12 protein-coding genes and 1 riboswitch are annotated in these 16,797 nt (G+C 60.6%); of the genes, 6 read left to right on the forward strand and 6 right to left on the reverse strand.

What is annotated here, in order from left to right:
- Window positions 1-217 precede the first annotated feature (217 nt).
- The 5 genes from bmt to DQ393_RS33520 form a co-directional block, all read right to left on the reverse strand.
- Entirely contained in the window at window positions 218-1,231 is a 1,014-nt protein-coding gene (bmt, locus tag DQ393_RS22705; RefSeq protein WP_112343967.1) for a betaine--homocysteine S-methyltransferase, read from the reverse strand.
- A gap of 157 nt (window positions 1,232-1,388) precedes the next feature.
- Complete coding sequence (locus DQ393_RS22710; RefSeq protein ID WP_112343968.1) at window positions 1,389-2,441, reverse strand: quaternary amine ABC transporter ATP-binding protein; 1,053 nt, start codon at window positions 2,439-2,441, stop codon at window positions 1,389-1,391.
- Window positions 2,434-3,345, reverse strand: a complete 912-nt coding sequence (locus DQ393_RS22715; RefSeq protein ID WP_112343969.1) for an ABC transporter permease — start codon at window positions 3,343-3,345, stop codon at window positions 2,434-2,436. Before DQ393_RS22715 ends, DQ393_RS22710 begins: the two co-directional genes overlap by 8 nt.
- Window positions 3,346-3,592: 247 nt before the next feature.
- Window positions 3,593-4,591: an ABC transporter substrate-binding protein gene (locus DQ393_RS22720; protein WP_112343970.1), complete on the reverse strand. Its 999-nt coding sequence runs from the start codon at window positions 4,589-4,591 to the stop codon at window positions 3,593-3,595.
- A gap of 796 nt (window positions 4,592-5,387) precedes the next feature.
- Complete coding sequence (locus DQ393_RS33520) at window positions 5,388-5,531, reverse strand: hypothetical protein (RefSeq protein ID WP_169645061.1); 144 nt, start codon at window positions 5,529-5,531, stop codon at window positions 5,388-5,390.
- A 235-nt stretch (window positions 5,532-5,766) separates the two neighbouring features.
- On the opposite strand from DQ393_RS33520, the gene DQ393_RS22725 reads away from it, so the two are divergent.
- On the forward strand, window positions 5,767-7,221 hold the full coding sequence (locus DQ393_RS22725; RefSeq protein ID WP_112343971.1) for a cobyric acid synthase: 1,455 nt from the start codon (window positions 5,767-5,769) through the stop codon (window positions 7,219-7,221).
- 21 nt (window positions 7,222-7,242) lie between these two features.
- Here the strand turns inward: DQ393_RS22725 and DQ393_RS22730 are convergent, their stop codons facing one another.
- On the reverse strand, window positions 7,243-9,039 hold the full coding sequence (locus tag DQ393_RS22730; protein ID WP_112343972.1) for a chloride channel protein: 1,797 nt from the start codon (window positions 9,037-9,039) through the stop codon (window positions 7,243-7,245).
- A gap of 179 nt (window positions 9,040-9,218) precedes the next feature.
- Window positions 9,219-9,617, forward strand: a riboswitch (cobalamin riboswitch).
- 141 nt (window positions 9,618-9,758) lie between these two features.
- Between DQ393_RS22730 and cobU the strand changes: the two genes are divergently transcribed.
- From cobU to cobO, 5 genes are all read left to right on the forward strand, one after another.
- Complete coding sequence (gene cobU, locus DQ393_RS22735; protein WP_112343973.1) at window positions 9,759-10,283, forward strand: bifunctional adenosylcobinamide kinase/adenosylcobinamide-phosphate guanylyltransferase; 525 nt, start codon at window positions 9,759-9,761, stop codon at window positions 10,281-10,283.
- Window positions 10,284-10,288: 5 nt separating this feature from the next.
- Window positions 10,289-11,338, forward strand: coding sequence for a cobalamin biosynthesis protein CobW (cobW, locus tag DQ393_RS22740; protein WP_112344066.1), 1,050 nt, complete (start codon window positions 10,289-10,291; stop codon window positions 11,336-11,338).
- Between the two features lie 236 nt (window positions 11,339-11,574).
- The gene (cobN, locus tag DQ393_RS22745) at window positions 11,575-15,555 is read left to right on the forward strand and encodes a cobaltochelatase subunit CobN (protein ID WP_112343974.1); all 3,981 of its coding nucleotides are present in this window, start codon (window positions 11,575-11,577) and stop codon (window positions 15,553-15,555) included.
- Window positions 15,552-16,151, forward strand: a complete 600-nt coding sequence (locus DQ393_RS22750; RefSeq protein ID WP_112343975.1) for a dimethylsulfonioproprionate lyase family protein — start codon at window positions 15,552-15,554, stop codon at window positions 16,149-16,151. Before cobN ends, DQ393_RS22750 begins: the two co-directional genes overlap by 4 nt.
- Entirely contained in the window at window positions 16,148-16,792 is a 645-nt protein-coding gene (gene cobO, locus DQ393_RS22755) for a cob(I)yrinic acid a,c-diamide adenosyltransferase (protein WP_112343976.1), read from the forward strand. Before DQ393_RS22750 ends, cobO begins: the two co-directional genes overlap by 4 nt.
- Window positions 16,793-16,797: the final 5 nt, after the last annotated feature.

The following is a 16,797-nucleotide window of genomic DNA, read 5'->3' on the forward strand; positions in this document are numbered from 1 at the left end:
GCAGCCGAGCTCGCGCCCGCGACGGGGCGAACAGAGATTCTGCCGTCGGCGGAGGCATGAACGTCAACAGTACTGCGAGCAAGGAAGGTCATGGGAAGCAACCCGCTTTGTGTCACTCCGCACAAGCGGTTTTTCGGCCTTGATCCGTTCGGCCGGTGACACTTACCCGACAGGTTGCTTGCGCCAGGCTTGAAAGCCCAGCGCAACGATGTGCTCTTTAAACGCGCCGGCGGCGTTCGCGAGCCGGGGCCGCGCCGCTTTCGCTGGCGGTCTTGTTGCGCAAGGGGCCGATCTTTTCGATGATCGTTTCCAACGTCGGGCGAGGGCCGGGTACGTAGCTGTCCAGCGCTTGCCGCATGGCGGCGAGATGCCCGCAGGAGGTGCCGCAGCAGCCGCCGATGATCCTGGCGCCGGCATCGCGGGCAAGGCGTGCATAGTCGGCCATCAGCGGCGGCGTGCCGGAATAATGGATCTCGGCGCCGCGATATTCCGGAATACCGCAATTGCCCTTGACGATGACGATCGCGGAGGCATCCGCTTCCGTCATGTCGAGAAGGCTTGACAGGATATCCGAGGCGCCGACGCCGCAATTGGCGCCGACGGCGAGCGGGCCTTCGCCGATGTCGGTGGCGACGGCGTGAATATCCTTCGGATGCAGACCCATCATGGTCTTGCCGGCCGTGTCGAACGAGCCGGTATAGGTATAGGGCAGGCCGACCTTGGCGGCAGCTTCGGCTGCGGCGCGGATCTCTTCCGGCGAGGACATGGTTTCGATCCATGCGACATCGGCGCCTCCGGCTTGGAGGCCTTCGATCTGCTCGACGAAGGCCGCGACGGCGTCTTCATAGGTCAACGCGCCGAGCGGCATCAGCAGCTCTCCTGTCGGTCCCACCGAACCGCCGACGATGACCTTGCGGCCGGCCTTGTCGGCAACCGCACGAGCGATCTCGGCCGCCGTCTTGTTGAGGCTGTGGACGCGATCCTGCGCATGGTGCAGCTTGAGACGATGGCGGGTGCCGCCGAAGGTGTTGGTCAGGATGATGTCGGCGCCCGCATCGACGAAATCCTGATGCAGCTTCGTGATGCGCTCCGGATGCTGTTCGTTCCAGAGTTCGGGGGCTTCGCCGGCCTCGAGGCCCATGGCAAAAAGATTGGTGCCCGTGGCGCCGTCGGCAAGCAGCACGCCCTTTTCAGCAAGAAGATCGGTCAAGGGATTGATGGCGACGGTCATGGTTTGTCCTCGGATGCGTCGAATATCTGGATATCAAATGCAGATATAAACATTTCTTTATGTGAACACAATGACTAGATGGTCCGCTTGTCTCGATGTGCCGACCAGACAAGAAAAAAGCGCCCCATGAAGGGCGCTTTCGTTGCAGCGCTTTGGTTCAGGCCGCCGCCATCTCGGCCGCCTCATGGGTCTTGGGCGTGACCATGGCGGCGATGATGCTTTGCAGATCTATGATGCCGACAGGTTTTCCGCCGGCGTCGGTGACGAGCGCTCCGGTCTGGCCGGCTTCGGTTATCTGTTTGGCGGCGAGTTCCAGGGTCATATCGCCGGGCACGCGTGTGGTGACGGACTCGCCCCCAAGCGGCTTCATGATCGTCTGGGCCTGTATGACGCGACCGCGGTTCACTTCCTTGACGAAGGCGGTAATGTAGTCGTCCGCCGGCTGCAGCACGATTTGCTGACCGGTTCCCTGCTGCACGACCTTGCCGTCGCGCAGGATCGCGATCTTGTCGCCAAGGCGCAGCGCCTCGTCGAGATCATGGGTGATGAAGACGACGGTTTTCTTCAATTCCTTCTGAAGATCGAGCAGAACAGTTTGCATATCCACGCGGATCAACGGATCGAGGGCCGAATAGGCTTCGTCCATCAGCAGGATATCGGCATCGTTCGTCAATGCCCTGGCAAGCCCGACACGCTGCTGCATGCCGCCGGAAAGCTGGTTCGGATAGTGCCTCTCGAAGCCCTTGAGGCCGACGCGCTCGATCCAGTATTGGCCCTTCTTCTCGCTTTCAGAACGCGGCACACCTTGGATATCCAGGCCGTAGATCGTGTTCTCGATCACCGTGCGATGTGGCAGCAGCGCGAATTTCTGGAACACCATCGCCGTCTTGTGGCGGCGGAATTCGCGCAGGTCATTTTCGTTCATCTTGCAGACGTCGACGCCGTCATAGAGCACTTCGCCGACGGTCGGCTCGATCAGCCGGTTGATATGACGGATCAGCGTCGACTTGCCCGAGCCGGAAAGGCCCATGACGACGGTGATGGCACCGGCCGGCATGTCGATGCTGATATCCTGCAGGCCGAGCACATGGCCATGCGTCTCGTTGAGCTCTGCCTTGCCCAAGCCGTTCTTGACCTGGTCGACATAGTCGCGTCCGCGCGGGCCGAAGATCTTGTAGAGGCTTTTTATCTGTATCGCGTGACTAGCCATGAATGACCTCCGAGTGCTTCTGGAGCCGTCTGCCATAGGCCTGGCTCGTGCGGTCGAAAATGATGGCGATGGCAACCAGGGCGAAACCGTTGAGGAACCCGACAGTGAAGAACTGATTGTTGATCGCCTGCAGCGTGTTCTTGCCAAGCCCCCCGACCCCAACCATGGAGGCGACGACGACCATGGCGAGCGACATCATGATGGTCTGGTTGATGCCTGCCATGATGGTTGGCAGCGCCAGTGGGATCTGCACGTTGAACAGTTTCTGGCGATGCGACGACCCGAAGGCGTCGGCGGCTTCCAGAACTTCCTTGTCCACGAGCCGGATGCCGAGATTGGTCAGGCGGATCATCGGCGGGACGGCATAGATGACAACGGCGATAAGACCCGGGACTTTGCCGATGCCGAAGATGACGACGACGGGGATCAGATAAACGAAGCTCGGCATGGTCTGCATCACGTCGAGGGTCGGATTGACGATCGACTGCAGCCGGTCGGAGCGCGCCATCAGAATGCCGATCGGCAGGCCGATGACGATGGCGATGAGCGTACAGACCGTCACCATGGCAAGCGTTACCATCGTGTCGGTCCAAAGGCCGAAGACGCCGATGAGGATCATCGAGATCGCCGTGCCTAAAACGATCTTCAGGTTACGGCTTGCGGCATAGACGACGAGCATCATGACGACGAGCACGATGAACCAGGGCGTATTGGTAAAAGCCCATTCCAGATAATTCAGAAACCACTGCAGAGGCTGCACGACGGCATCGATGATGTTGCCGTAGGCGCGCACGGATGCGCGAAACCCGTCATCGATATTCTTGCGCGCAAGACGTATGAGCGATTCATCTATTGCCGGAAAGTTGCAGAGCACACTCGGCAGGATCGTACACTGGATAGCCATGTATTTCCCCTTCTTGGTCCGGTTCTGTCCTGGTCCGGCGTGTGGCTTTCACGCGCAGATGGCATTGCAGCGCTGCGACCGGTTCTTCAGGCTGCCCTTCAATTCTTACAGTATTTGCCTTCTCTGATCTGCACTCGTTGCGACCTTGCGGCGTGTCATCCCGTCAGCAATGAGAGCCGCCGCTGTCGATTCCGGCGAATACGAAATCGGCGGCAGGCGCTGGCCAGCCGCCGATTCCACGACACGATTAGAGCGAAGCCTTCACCTTGGTGGCGACTTCCGGGGCGACCCACTTGGTCCACATGTCCGGATAGGTCTTGAGGAAGTACTTGGCGCCATCCTCGTTGGTACCCTGATTGTCGGTCATCCAGGCGAGAACCTTGCCGACGGTGCCGTTATCCCACTTGCGGGTCTTCATGTAATCCATGGCGACGCCCGCCTTCTCGGCAAAGGACTTGGTTACGACGGTATAGACGTCCGAAACCGGATAGGAGTTCACCTTCGGGTTGGCGCAATCCTGCTGCGACGTGCAGGCATCCCATTCCTTCTTGTCGTGTGGCACATTGAAGCTCAGGCGAACCATCTCGTACTTGCCGAGGATGGCCGTTGGAGCCCAATAGTAGCCGAGCCAGCCGGTCTTCTTTTCGAAAGCGTTGGCGATCGAACCGTCGAGGCCCGCGGCGGAGCCGGTATCGACCAGCGTGAAGCCGAGCTTTTCGGCACCGAGCGCCTTGTAGAGATTGGCTGTGGAGATCTGGCAGTTCCAGCCCGACGGGCAATTGTAGATCGCAGCCTTGGAAGCATCTTCCGGCGCAGGGAAGAGCTCCGGATGCTTCAGCGCGTCCTGGACGGTCTTGATATCGGGGTGGGCGTCGGCGACGAATTTCGGAATCCACCAGCCTTCGACACCGCCATCGCTCAGGAGCGGTGCTGCTTCGATCAGGCTGCCTTCGGATACGGCCTTGTCGAGTGCAGTGCGCACGGCGTTGACCCAGAGTTCCGGAGCGACGTCCGGCTCACCCTTTTCGTTCATTGAGGTGAATGTCGGCTGCGTATCGCCGGTCACCAGCGTCACGTTGCAGCCGTAGCCGTTTTGCAGAATGATCTTGTCGACCTGGGCTGCGACGCCGGCGGATGCCCAGTTCATTTCGGCGATCGATACATTGCCGCATTCTGCAGCCTGCGCCGAGCCAGCCAAAGCATAGGCGCCGAATGCCAGGATGGCGGAAGCGAGTAGCTTCTTCATTTGGTATTGTCTCCCAATTTTTCGTTGCGTGGCGGAAATCGACCCCAAACGCTTTCGATTTCTGTCGATCCCCTGTCAGCGTGGTCCTACCGCAACCGTTCCTACACCGCTGACGATGCGAGCACGGTCCCCTTGCTGCCGTCGTGCATCTGGTCTTTTTGCGACCGCGGAACTTTGTCGCGGCCGGATGTTTCTTGCATCGACAGAAGGCAGCCTAAGGATTTGAATGAATAAATCAACAGCCTGCCGGCCATTCGGAGTTATCGCGTCTCTTGGAGAAGCTGATATAAGCATCTGAATTAGCCTGTTTTCTGCTATTCATGGCTGCAAAACAGGCAATGTGAGGCTTCGATGAAGCGCTTCCTTGGGTGCGGAGTTAAATGGGGCTCAAATATCGCGTCCCTGAAAGACGTTTTATGTTCAATTTGCGGCCTTTGCGATTTCTCAATGCAAAGAAGAGAATTTTCGAAAAAATTTCAGATTCACTCTAATTTAAGCACTTAATAACCCTACGGTAACGATGTCGGGTTATCAATCGAGACGTGGCGGGGGACACACCGCTGCTTCTTCGGATCAGGTATCGCGTCCCGGAGAAAGCGAACCTTGCGGTGTATGTGCAGGGAAGCCGGCGTTTTTTGGCAAGCCGCGTTGATCTCCGGATCGCGCGGTTTTCGCGTTTCAGCCGTACCGTTTCGGGGCACCTGGCGATGCGATCTCACGTTTCAAGTCAAAATTAAAGCCGCCGATGCGGTCGCATGGCGGCTTGATGTGCGCAGGCCCGTGGCTTGACCGGAGATCAGCCGACGTTATAGGTGCGGATGAAGCCGACGGTCCCGAAGCGGGTGTCGAGCTGCTGCAGGCGGTTCTCCGGGCGGTGGGTTGGAAGCTTGCCATTCCACGCGATCTGGATGGAATTCTGTCTGTTGAAGATGAAGAGCATTGGGGTATCCTCCGAGCCGGGGCGGCCCATTTCGTTGTTTGTTTTCGCGACGGAGATAATCCTCTCCAGCGTAACTCACAACGGATGAAATCGTCATCCAATGTCGCAAACAGAGCATATTTCGAAGTGATGCATTTTTGTATCTGGACTGCTGCTTCCAGCCGTTGAGCATAGTGGCAAAATCAAGGCGAAACTCCGCGTTTCCAGTGGCTGCAGCATATCGAGGTGGTGGGGAATGACAAAGGCGATCATGCTGCAGGGAACCGGCTCCGATGTCGGAAAAACGGTATTGGTCGCGGGGTTGTGCCGGCTGTTCGCCAACAGGGGCGTGAGGGTCCGTCCGTTCAAGCCGCAGAATATGTCCAACAATGCCGCCGTTGCCGAGGATGGCGGCGAGATAGGCCGGGCTCAATGGCTGCAATCGCTGGCGGCGCGCGTGCCGTCATCCGTTCACATGAATCCGGTGCTGTTAAAGCCGCAATCGGAGACGGGCAGCCAGATTATCGTGCAGGGCAAGGTCTGGGGGAATGCCAAGGGGCGGGATTATCAGGCGCTGAAGCCGCAGCTGCTTGGCGCGGTGCTTGAAAGTTTTGCCGCGATGCGTGCCGGAACCGATCTCGTCATCGTCGAGGGGGCCGGTTCTCCCGCCGAGATCAATCTGCGACGGGGCGATATCGCCAATATGGGCTTTGCGACGCGGACAAACGTTCCTGTCGTACTCGTAGGGGACATCGACCGCGGCGGCGTGATCGCATCGCTGGTCGGCACCTACCATATTCTGCCGGAAGAAGATCGCCGGATGATCCGCGGCTACATCATCAATAAGTTTCGCGGCGACGTCTCCCTGTTCGGAGAGGGCATCGAGGCGATCGGCGGCTTCACGGGCTGGCAATGCCATGGCGTCGTGCCATGGCTCAAAGCGGCCGCGCGCCTGCCGGCCGAGGATTCCGTCGTATTGGAGCGGCTGGCGCGCGGCTCCTCCGGCGCGTTGAAGGTCGCCGTGCCCGTGCTGTCGCGCATTGCCAATTTCGACGATCTCGATCCGTTGCGGGCCGAGCCCGATGTCGATCTCGTCTTTGTCCGGGCGGGTGAGCATCTGCCTACCGATGCGGGGCTTGTGGTTCTGCCGGGTTCAAAGTCCACGATCGGTGACTTGCTCGATCTGCGCGAGCAGGGATGGGACCGCGACATTGCCGCACATGTGCGTCGCGGCGGCCGCGTCATCGGCATTTGCGGCGGCTATCAGATGCTCGGCCATACCGTTTACGATCCGCTCGGCATCGAGGGATCGGTTACCGAGACGCCTGGATTGGGCCTGCTGGATATCGAGACGGAAATGGCGCCGGAAAAGACGGTGCGCAACAGCAAGGCCGTCTCCAGGGAATATGACGTGCCGTTGTCGGGCTATGAAATCCATCTCGGGGTAACGCGTGGGGCGGACTGTGAACGACCCTCGACTGTCATTGACGGCCGGCCCGATGGAGCCATATCGCCGGACGGGCGCATCATGGGCACCTATCTACATGGGCTCTTTAGCAGCGATGCCTATCGAGCAAAGCTGCTCGCGAGCTTTGGCCTTGCCGGTGAGCGCACGGATTATCGAGCAAGCGTCGATGCGGCGCTGGACGACGTTGCCGGGGAATTGGAGAGCGTGCTCGACCCTGCCTGGCTCGACAGCCTGGTTCGATAAAACTCAGGTCGGTGATCTGCTTCAGAGTTCGCCCGAGACTTCCCGGCGGCGGCGGTCGAGCTCCTCGCTGTAGCGGCGCAGCGTATAGCTTTCTGTCAGCAGGCCGATTACCTTGCGTTCGATCAGATCGTTGACGACGACGAGCGCTTCACTCTTGGTCTGCTCGAACATGGCGGCCGCTTGCTTGGCGTTCATCTGCGGCTGCAGGAATTCATTGCGCAGCTGGATGAAATCGGAAAGCCCGTGTTCCTCGTCATCCTTTTCGACCGGGCTCGCATAGACGTCGGGCACGAGGACCATTCCTGCATATTTGTCGTTCTTGTCGACCAGGATGACGCGCTGGGCCGAGCCGATCGGGAAATTCTTGCGGAATTCCTCGATGCTCATGTCAATGCTGGCTGTATGCACGTCGGGGCGCATCATGCGGGCAACCGTGAGATTGCGGATCCAGCCGACGTCATGGGCGCTGCGTATGCTTTCGCCGCGCAGATGGAAGCGCCAGGTGGCGAAGGAATAGCCGAAGGTGGTGCGGACCACGAGCGAGGATGTGATGACGGCGGCCAGCACGAGGGCGGTAATCGGGAAGTCGCCGGAAATTTCCAGCGCCAGAAACGTCATCGTCAGCGGCCCGCCGATGATCGCGACGGCCAGCGAACTCATGCCGACCACGGCATAGACGGCTGGCGTCAGCGCATTGTGATCGAAATAGGGGGCGCAATAGGCGAAGATTTTGCCGAGAAGCGCACCCATGAACAGAGATGCGAAGAATAGACCACCTCTGAAGCCTGAGCCGATCGAGACAGCAGAGGCCAGCGATTTGAGGAGGAACAGCCCCACCAGGGCCCCGAACGTCACGTCCGTCGACAGGTTGAGATGCAGGGCGCCGTGTCCCGCTGACAAAACCTGCGGGGAGATCAGCGCCAGGCTCCCGACGACAAGGCCGCCGAGCGCCGGGCGGAAGGGCGGCGCGATCGAACTCTTGCGTGCGAGCTCCTCGGTCCAGGCGACGCCCTGCATGATCAGGACGCCGACGCCGGCGCAGAAGGCGCCGAGCAGAACTGCCGGCAGATAATCGGCGGGGGCGATCGATCCGATATGGCCGATATCGATGGCAAAGTCGTCACCGGCCAGCAGCCTTGCGATCATCGTCGATATCAATGCCGAGACGACGACAGGCGTCAGCGTTAGGATCGAATAGGTGCCGATGATCAGCTCGAAGGCGTAGAAGGCGCCCGTGAGCGGCGCATTGAAGGCGGCGGCAATCGCGCCGGCGGCGCCGCAGCCGACGAGCATGCGCAGGTCCGCGCGGCGCATCTGCATCTTGTAGCCGAATTTCGAGGCGATGCCGGCGGCAAGCTGGGTATAGCCTGCCTCGAGGCCAACGGAGGCACCGAATCCATTCGAGATCAGGTTCTGCACGGCGACGAGGATACTGTCGGTGAGCGACATGCGACCGCCGTGCAGCGCATTGGCTTCGATCGGGTCGACCATCGGCTTCTTGCGTGTGCGCGATAATATATAGAGCAGGATACCGAGGATAATGCCTCCCGCGATCGGCGCGATCAGCAACACCGATTTGTCGGGAATCGCCACCGCCGCCGAACTCAGGCGCTCATAGTCGGTTATGCCGTAGATGAGGCTGTGAAGTTTGCGGGAGATGAAGCTCATCGCCGTTACGGCACAGCCGGAGGCTATTCCCACCAGCGCGCCGGCGAAAACAAGTCCCAGTTCGCCACGGCGCAGCAATGCCCTGAACCGACCGAGATCGAACAGGGCGGAGAAGACGCCGAGGCGGCGCGGTTGGAATTTCTGCAGCATTGGGAACGAACGATATGTTTTTTCGAATGTGAGGGCTTACCCTCTATAGACTTCTAACATCAAAGAAATGCGGCAAAAAAGCCGCTGATTTTGCGGGAATGTCAGGTCAATTTCGCAATCGGGACGTTTGGCATCGCATCCATGCCCTTGATTGACTTGAAGTCGGTGAAAGCCTAATCATTGCCCGTATAACGAATGGTTCCCGGGCGGCGATCTGCCGCATGGGATGAAAAGGGAATGTGAAGGGACGGACCCAACCCGGGCGTTCTCATCACAGCCGACCCCGCGACTGTAGAGCGGTCAGGGTCTTTCGTTCGGTTTGAAGCCGATTCCGTCGATGGTTCGCATGGGGCGAACGGGGCGGGGCAGGCGCAAATCGAAAAAGCCACTAGTGTGGCATCATGATCAACCGGGGCTGGACGCCTCTTATTCTACGAATCGTCCGCCTTTTCATGATGCATTGCCGGGAAGGCGAGAAAGATCCGCTGGCGCACGATCGGGGGCGACCGGCTTCGGTCAGCCCCCGTCGCGGCGCCTCATCCGCGAGCCAGGAGACCTGCCATGCGTGCCGGGCGCAGAGCCTGTTTTGGGACGCGAGTTCCGCTGCCAGCACGGAGGTTGTCATGGCGCAAGACGAGTTTTCGGCGTGTAGACGCCCGTTTCCCGGTTCCAGCGACGTGCTGCCGACCCTCGCTTCCGCACGGGGGTGGGCATAACGCATGTCGGCTTCGATTTCCCAAGCGATCTTCGTCCTCGGTGGTGCGCGTTCCGGCAAATCCAGGTTTGCCGAATCTCTGGTGTCGGATACCGGTCTCGAACGTCACTATGTGGCGACAGGGCAGGCGTGGGACGACGAGATGCGCGAACGCATCGCCAAGCATCGGGCCGACCGCGGCGATCTATGGCAGACGCATGAGGAGCCGATCGATCTCGTCGGGCAGCTCGCGGCTATCGACGCGGAGAGGCGGGCGGTGCTTATCGACTGCCTGACGCTCTGGGTAACCAATCTGATGATGGCCGAGCGTGACATGGCGGCGGAATTTGCCGCTCTCACTGCATTTCTGCCAACTGCGCGATCAAGGCTCGTTCTCGTCTCCAATGAGGTAGGCCTGGGAATCGTGCCGGAAAATCGCATGGCGCGCGAATTTCGCGACCATGCCGGCCGTCTGCACCAGATGGTCGCGGCGGCGAGTGCCGAAGTTTATTTTATCGCAGCGGGCCTGCCGCTGAAAATGAAGGGTTGATCCATATGAATCAGGAAAAGATTCCCGCCACCGTCATCACCGGCTTCCTGGGAGCCGGCAAGACGACGATGATCCGCAACCTCCTGCAGAATGCCGGCGGCAAGAAGATCGCGCTGATCATCAACGAATTCGGCGATCTCGGCGTCGATGGCGACGTTCTGAAGGGGTGCGGCGCGGAGAACTGCACGGAAGACGACATCATCGAGCTCACCAACGGCTGCATCTGCTGCACTGTCGCCGATGATTTCATTCCCACCATGACGAAACTGCTGGAGCGCGATGCGCGCCCGGATCACATCGTCATCGAAACATCGGGCCTCGCGCTGCCGCAGCCGCTGGTCGCCGCCTTCAACTGGCCCGACATTCGCACCCATGTCACGGTCGACGGCGTCATCACTGTCGTTGACAGCGCCGCCGTTGCCGCCGGCCGCTTCGCCGACGATCACGACGCTGTCGAGGCTGCCCGCGTCGAGGACGACTCGCTGGACCACGAAAGCCCGATCGAGGAACTGTTCGAAGATCAGCTGACCTGTGCCGATCTGATCGTGCTCAACAAGACCGATCTGATCGACGTCGACGGACTCGGCCGTGTGCGCGCCGAGGTCGCCTCGCGCACCGCCCGCAAGCCGATAATCATCGAGGCGAAGAATGGTGACGTGCCCGCTGCCGTCCTGCTCGGCCTCGGCATTGGCACGGAAGACGATATCGTCAACCGCAAATCCCATCATGAACTGGAGCATGAGGACGGCACGCCGCATGACCACGACGAATTCGACAGCTTCGTCGTCGAACTCGGCCCGATTGCCGATCCGGCCGCCTTCGTCGATGCGCTGAAGCGCGTGATTGCGGAGCATGATGTGCTGCGCCTCAAGGGCTTCGTCGATGTCCCCGGCAAGCCTATGCGCCTGCAGCTTCAGGCCGTCGGCAGTCGCATCGACACCTATTTCGATCGCGCCTGGACGCCGGGTGAAGCGCGCGCGACCCGGCTCGTGGTGATCGGCCTGCACGAGATGGACGAGACGATCGTTCGCAAAGCGATTGAAGCGCTGGTCTGATCGATGTCCCGATTTTGCTGTGCGATACCCCCCTCTGTCCCTTGCGGGACATCTCCCCCACAAGGGGGGAGATTGGGAACTCACGACTACGTTTTTGCGAAACGGCTGACTACCGAGGTTTTAGTGGCTTCGAATGGTCGATGGGGTGAGGCATGGCACCAAACAATTTCCCCCTTTGTGGGGGAGATGTCCCGGAGGGACAGGGGGGGGTATGCCGCCGCATACTCTAAGATCTAATGCATCTCCTCCTGGCACAGAAGGGAACGATCAGCGACGGTGAGGAGGCGATCGATCTCGGGCAGTCGCCCGGCGATATCCTTTTTCTGTCGGCTGCCGATACCGAGCTTGCGGCGATTGCCGCAGCGCATGGCGAGGGCGACCGTTCCCTTCGGCTTGCGAGCCTGATGAGCCTCAAGCATCCGATGTCCGTCGATACCTATATCGACAGGACAGCGCGGCACGCGAAGCTCATCATCGTGCGGGCGCTGGGAGGGGCGAGCTACTTCCATTATGCTCTGGAAGCGCTGCATGCCTGCGCGGCGCGCCAGGGCGCCTTGATTGCGGTGCTGCCGGGGGATTCGAAGCCGGATCCGGGACTGACGCCATTTTCCAACGTCGCGCTCGATGATCTCAACGCGCTCTGGTCCTATCTGATCGAGGGCGGGGAGACGAATTCGCGGGCGTTTCTTGGCTATGCCGAAGCTATGCTCTCGGGTGCCGAGAAGCCGATCCCTGCCGTACCGTTGATGAAGGGCGGCATATGGTGGCCGGGCCGGGGCGTGATCGGCGTGGAGGAGTGGCGGAGGGTTTTCAATTTGGGGGTGGTCGTCCCGGAGGGACTCGAACCTCCGACCGTCGCTATTTCTTTCTACCGCGCCCTCGTCCAGAGCGGTGAAACCAAGCCCGTCGAGGCCATGATAGAGGCGCTCATTGCCGAGGGCATGCGGCCGTTGCCGGTCTTTGCCTATAGCCTGAAGGACGCCGTGTCCGTCGGCATTCTCGAAAGTGTCTTTACCGAGCTGAAGCCGGCAGTGGTCATCAACGCGACAGGCTTTGCCGTTTCGGCGCCGGGTGCGGATCGTCAGGCGACGGTGCTGGAAACCAACGACGCTGTCGTTCTGCAGGCTATCTTCTCGGCTTCATCGAAGGAGGCGTGGGAGGCATCTTCGCAGGGGCTTTCGGCCCGCGATCTCGGCATGAACGTGGCTTTGCCCGAGGTCGATGGCCGTGTTCTTGCGCGCGCTGTGTCCTTCAAGGCTGCGGCTCATTACGACGAGCGGGTCGAAGCCAATATCGTCGCCAGCGAGCCGCTTGCGGATCGCATGCGCTACACGGCGCGGCTCGCGGCCAATTGGGCGCGGCTGCGCAATACGCTGCCTAAAGATCGCCGCGTCGCGCTTATTATGGCGAACTATCCCAATCGCGATGGGCGCTTGGGTAATGGCGTCGGGCTCGATACTCCGGCCGGTACGATCGAGGTGCTGAAGGCGATGCAGGCGGCAGGCTACGGCGTTGCCGATCTGCCTGCCGACGGCGATGCACTGATGCGGCATCTGGCGGAAGGTCCGACGAATTCGGGGCATGATGGGCGCGTCGTTCGCGAGAGGCTTTCCTTTAGCGACTACAAGGATTTCTTCTCGTCGCTTCCCAAACAGATTCAGGATGAAATCACGGCGCGCTGGGGCGATCCGGCGGTGGATCCTTACGCGTTCGATGGCGGCTTTGCGCTACCGTTCGCCCGCTTCGGGGACGTGCTTGTCGGCATTCAGCCGGCGCGCGGCTACAACATCGATCCCAAGGAGAGTTACCACTCTCCCGATCTCGTGCCGCCGCACGGCTATCTCGCCTTCTATGCCTTCCTTCGCCGTTCCTTCGATGCGCATGCGGTCATCCACATGGGCAAGCACGGCAATCTCGAATGGCTGCCGGGCAAGGCGCTGGCGCTGTCGGAAAGCTGCTACCCGGAAGCGATCCTCGGGCCGCTGCCGAACCTTTATCCCTTCATCGTCAACGATCCCGGCGAGGGTACGCAGGCCAAGCGCCGCACGAGCGCCGTCATCATCGATCATCTGACGCCGCCGCTGACGCGCGCCGAAAGCTATGGCCCGCTGAAGGACCTTGAGGCGCTCGTCGACGAATATTACGAGGCTTCGGGCGGCGATCCCCGCCGCATCCGTCTGCTCCGCAAGCAGATCCTCGATCTCGTCGCCGATATCGGGCTGGATCAGGATGCGGGTATTGCCAAGGGCGAGGGCGAAGACGAGGCCTTGCGCAAGCTTGACGCCTATCTCTGCGACCTCAAGGAAATGCAGATCCGCGACGGCCTGCACATCTTCGGCGTTTCGCCGTCCGGACGGCTGCTGACGGATTTGACGGTGGCGCTGGCAAGGGTGCCGCGCGGAGTGGGCGAGGGTGGCGATCAGAGTTTGCAGCGGGCGATTGCGTGGGATGCTTTTGAGGGTGTGGAGCGTGCGATACCCCCCTCTGTCAGCTTTGCTGACATCTCCCCCACAAGGGGAGAGATTGGAGGGAGTATGCCGCTTGGTTCCTTTGCCTCTCCATCAACAGTATCAGCGGCTTCGATCTCGCTTCGGACGGAGGAGGTGCCGCGAGCGAACAATCTCCCCCCTTGTGGGGGAGATGTCCCGAAAGGGACAGAGGGGGGTATCTCTCCACATAAGCCATTTGATCCGCTTGACTGCGACATGGCCGCCGAATGGACCGGCCCGCGCCCCTTCATCCTGCAGGATGCTTCCGATACCCCCTGGCGCACTCAGGGCGACACTGTCGAGCGCATCGAACTCCTGGCCGCGAAGCTCGTGGATGGCGAAACAGCCTGCCCTGAAAGTTGGCCAAACACCCGCATGGTTCTCGGCGAGATTGCCTCAAAACTCCAGCCCTCCATCCTCGCTTGCGGCGATGCCGAAATTTCGGCCCTGCTCAAGGGGCTCGATGGCCGTTTCGTACCTCCCGGCCCATCCGGTGCGCCGACACGCGGGCGGCCGGATGTTCTGCCGACAGGGCGGAATTTCTATTCGGTCGATAGTCGTGCGGTTCCGACGCCGGCCGCCTATGAGCTTGGCAGGAAATCGGCTGAATTGCTGATCCGCCGTTACGTTCAGGACCATGGCGAATGGCCCGTTTCCTTCGGCCTGACGGCATGGGGCACATCGAACATGCGCACGGGTGGCGACGATATCGCGCAGGCGCTGGCGCTGATCGGCGTCAAGCCCGTCTGGGACATGACCTCGCGGCGCGTCACCGGCTATGAGATCATTCCGCCGGCCATGCTCCGGCGGCCGCGTGTCGATGTCACGCTGCGCATCTCCGGCTTCTTCCGTGATGCCTTTCCCGAACAGATCGCCTTGTTCGACAAGGCCATCCGCGCGGTCGGCATGCTCGATGAAGATGCGGCGGACAATCCGATTGCGGCGCGTATGCGCGGCGAGATCGCGCGGCTCGAAGCTGCCGGCCTCGACGCTGCCTCTGCCAGCCGCAGGGCTGGTTATCGCGTCTTCGGTTCCAAGCCTGGGGCTTATGGCGCCGGTCTGCAGGCGCTTATCGACGAGAAGGGATGGGAGCGGCGTGCGGATTTGGCCGAAGCTTATCTCGTATGGGGAAGCTATGCCTATGGCGCCGGCGAGGAAGGAAGGGCCGAGCGTGGCGTCTTCGAAGAGCGGTTGCGTTCGATCCAGGCGGTCGTGCAGAACCAGGACAATCGCGAACACGATCTGCTCGACAGCGACGATTATTATCAGTTCGAGGGCGGCATGGCGGCGGCGGCCGAGCAGCTTGGCGGCGCGCGTCCTTCGATCTATCACAACGACCATTCGAGGCCGGAAAAGCCGGTGATCCGCTCGCTTGAAGAGGAGATTGGCCGGGTCGTGCGCGGGCGGGTCGTCAATCCCAAGTGGATCGAGGGCATCATGCGTCACGGCTACAAGGGCGCCTTCGAGATCGCTGCAACGGTGGACTATCTTTTTGCCTTTGCCGCGACGACGGGCGTTGTCGGCAATCATCACTTCGAGGCCGTCTACCAGGCTTTTGTCGTCGATCAGCATGTGCGCGATTTCATGGCGGAGAAGAACCCGGCGGCGCTGAGGGAGATGCGGGAACGTCTGCTGGAGGCAATCGATCGCAAGCTCTGGACGCCGAGAAGCAATTCGGCGCGGTTCGATCTCGAAAGCCTGGATAAGGGCAATGAGGCGGCGGAATGAGTCCGGTCGCCGAGCTTCTGGTTGCTTTTCGAGATTACCTGCTGTCGCGTAGCGACCTGATGCTTCAGCATTTTATCCAAGGTTTTGACTGGCCGGCTGAAGAGCGGGTGCTAGCACCGCGCGATCTGCCGGTCGTTACCTATCTCCGCGAGTTAGAGCGACCGGTCGATGGGGCGGAAGGCGCTCTTTTCGAGAAGCTTTCGAATGCGGCGGCTATGCTGCATTGGGCCCAGACCTACAGCATCACAGATTTCGGTGCGGATTTCCTGCAGAGATATGGCTGGGTCGAGTTGTTCGGCACGCGCGGACATTTCGCAAGCGAAGAGATGGCCGGCGGTTTCCTGCTGCTCGGTCCCGGTGTGCATTACCCGGATCATCATCACGAAGCGGAAGAGATCTATATTCCGCTGACAGACGGTTCGCTCTGGAGCAAGGACGCGCAGCCATTCCTGCCGCGCTGGTCGGGCGAGATCATCCATCATCCCTCCAACATCCGCCACGCCATGCGCACGGAAGACCAGCCGCTTGTCGCGCTCTACCTTTGGCGCGGCGGGCCGCTGGCACAGAAAACGATCATATCAGGGAGAATGCAATGAGCGACGAATTGGCCGAAACCGGTGCGGGCGCGCCGAAGAACGACGATGCCCGTCACGCCGACAAGATGGCCAAGAAGAAGGCCGCGCGCGACAAGATTATGGCGACCAAGACCGACGAGAAGGGACTGATCATCGTCCATACAGGCAAGGGCAAGGGAAAATCCTCCTCCGCTTTCGGGATGATCTTCCGCCACATCGCTCATGGAAAGCCGAGTGCGGTGGTGCAGTTCATCAAGGGTGCCATGTGGACCGGCGAGCGCGACCTCATCGAGAAGCATTTTTCCGATCTTTGCCAGTTCCATACGATGGGTGAGGGCTTCACCTGGGAAACACAGGACCGCGCCCGCGACGTGGCCGCGGCCTCTGCCGCCTGGGAAAAGGCCAAGGAGCTGATCCGGGACGAGCGCAACTCCATGGTGCTGCTGGACGAGATCAATATCGCGCTACGCTACGACTACCTCGATATCAACGAAGTGCTTGAGTTCCTCAAGAATGAGAAGCCCTACATGACCCATGTGGTTCTGACCGGGCGCAACGCCAAGGAAGAATTGATCGAGATCGCCGATCTCGTCACCGAGATGGAATTGATCAAGCATCCCTTCCGCTCGGGTATCAAGGGGCAGCCTGGCGTCGAGTTCTGATCGTT

The sequence above is a fragment of the Martinezella tropici genome (assembly GCF_003287875.1).
Lineage (GTDB): Bacteria > Pseudomonadota > Alphaproteobacteria > Rhizobiales > Rhizobiaceae > Rhizobium > Rhizobium tropici_C.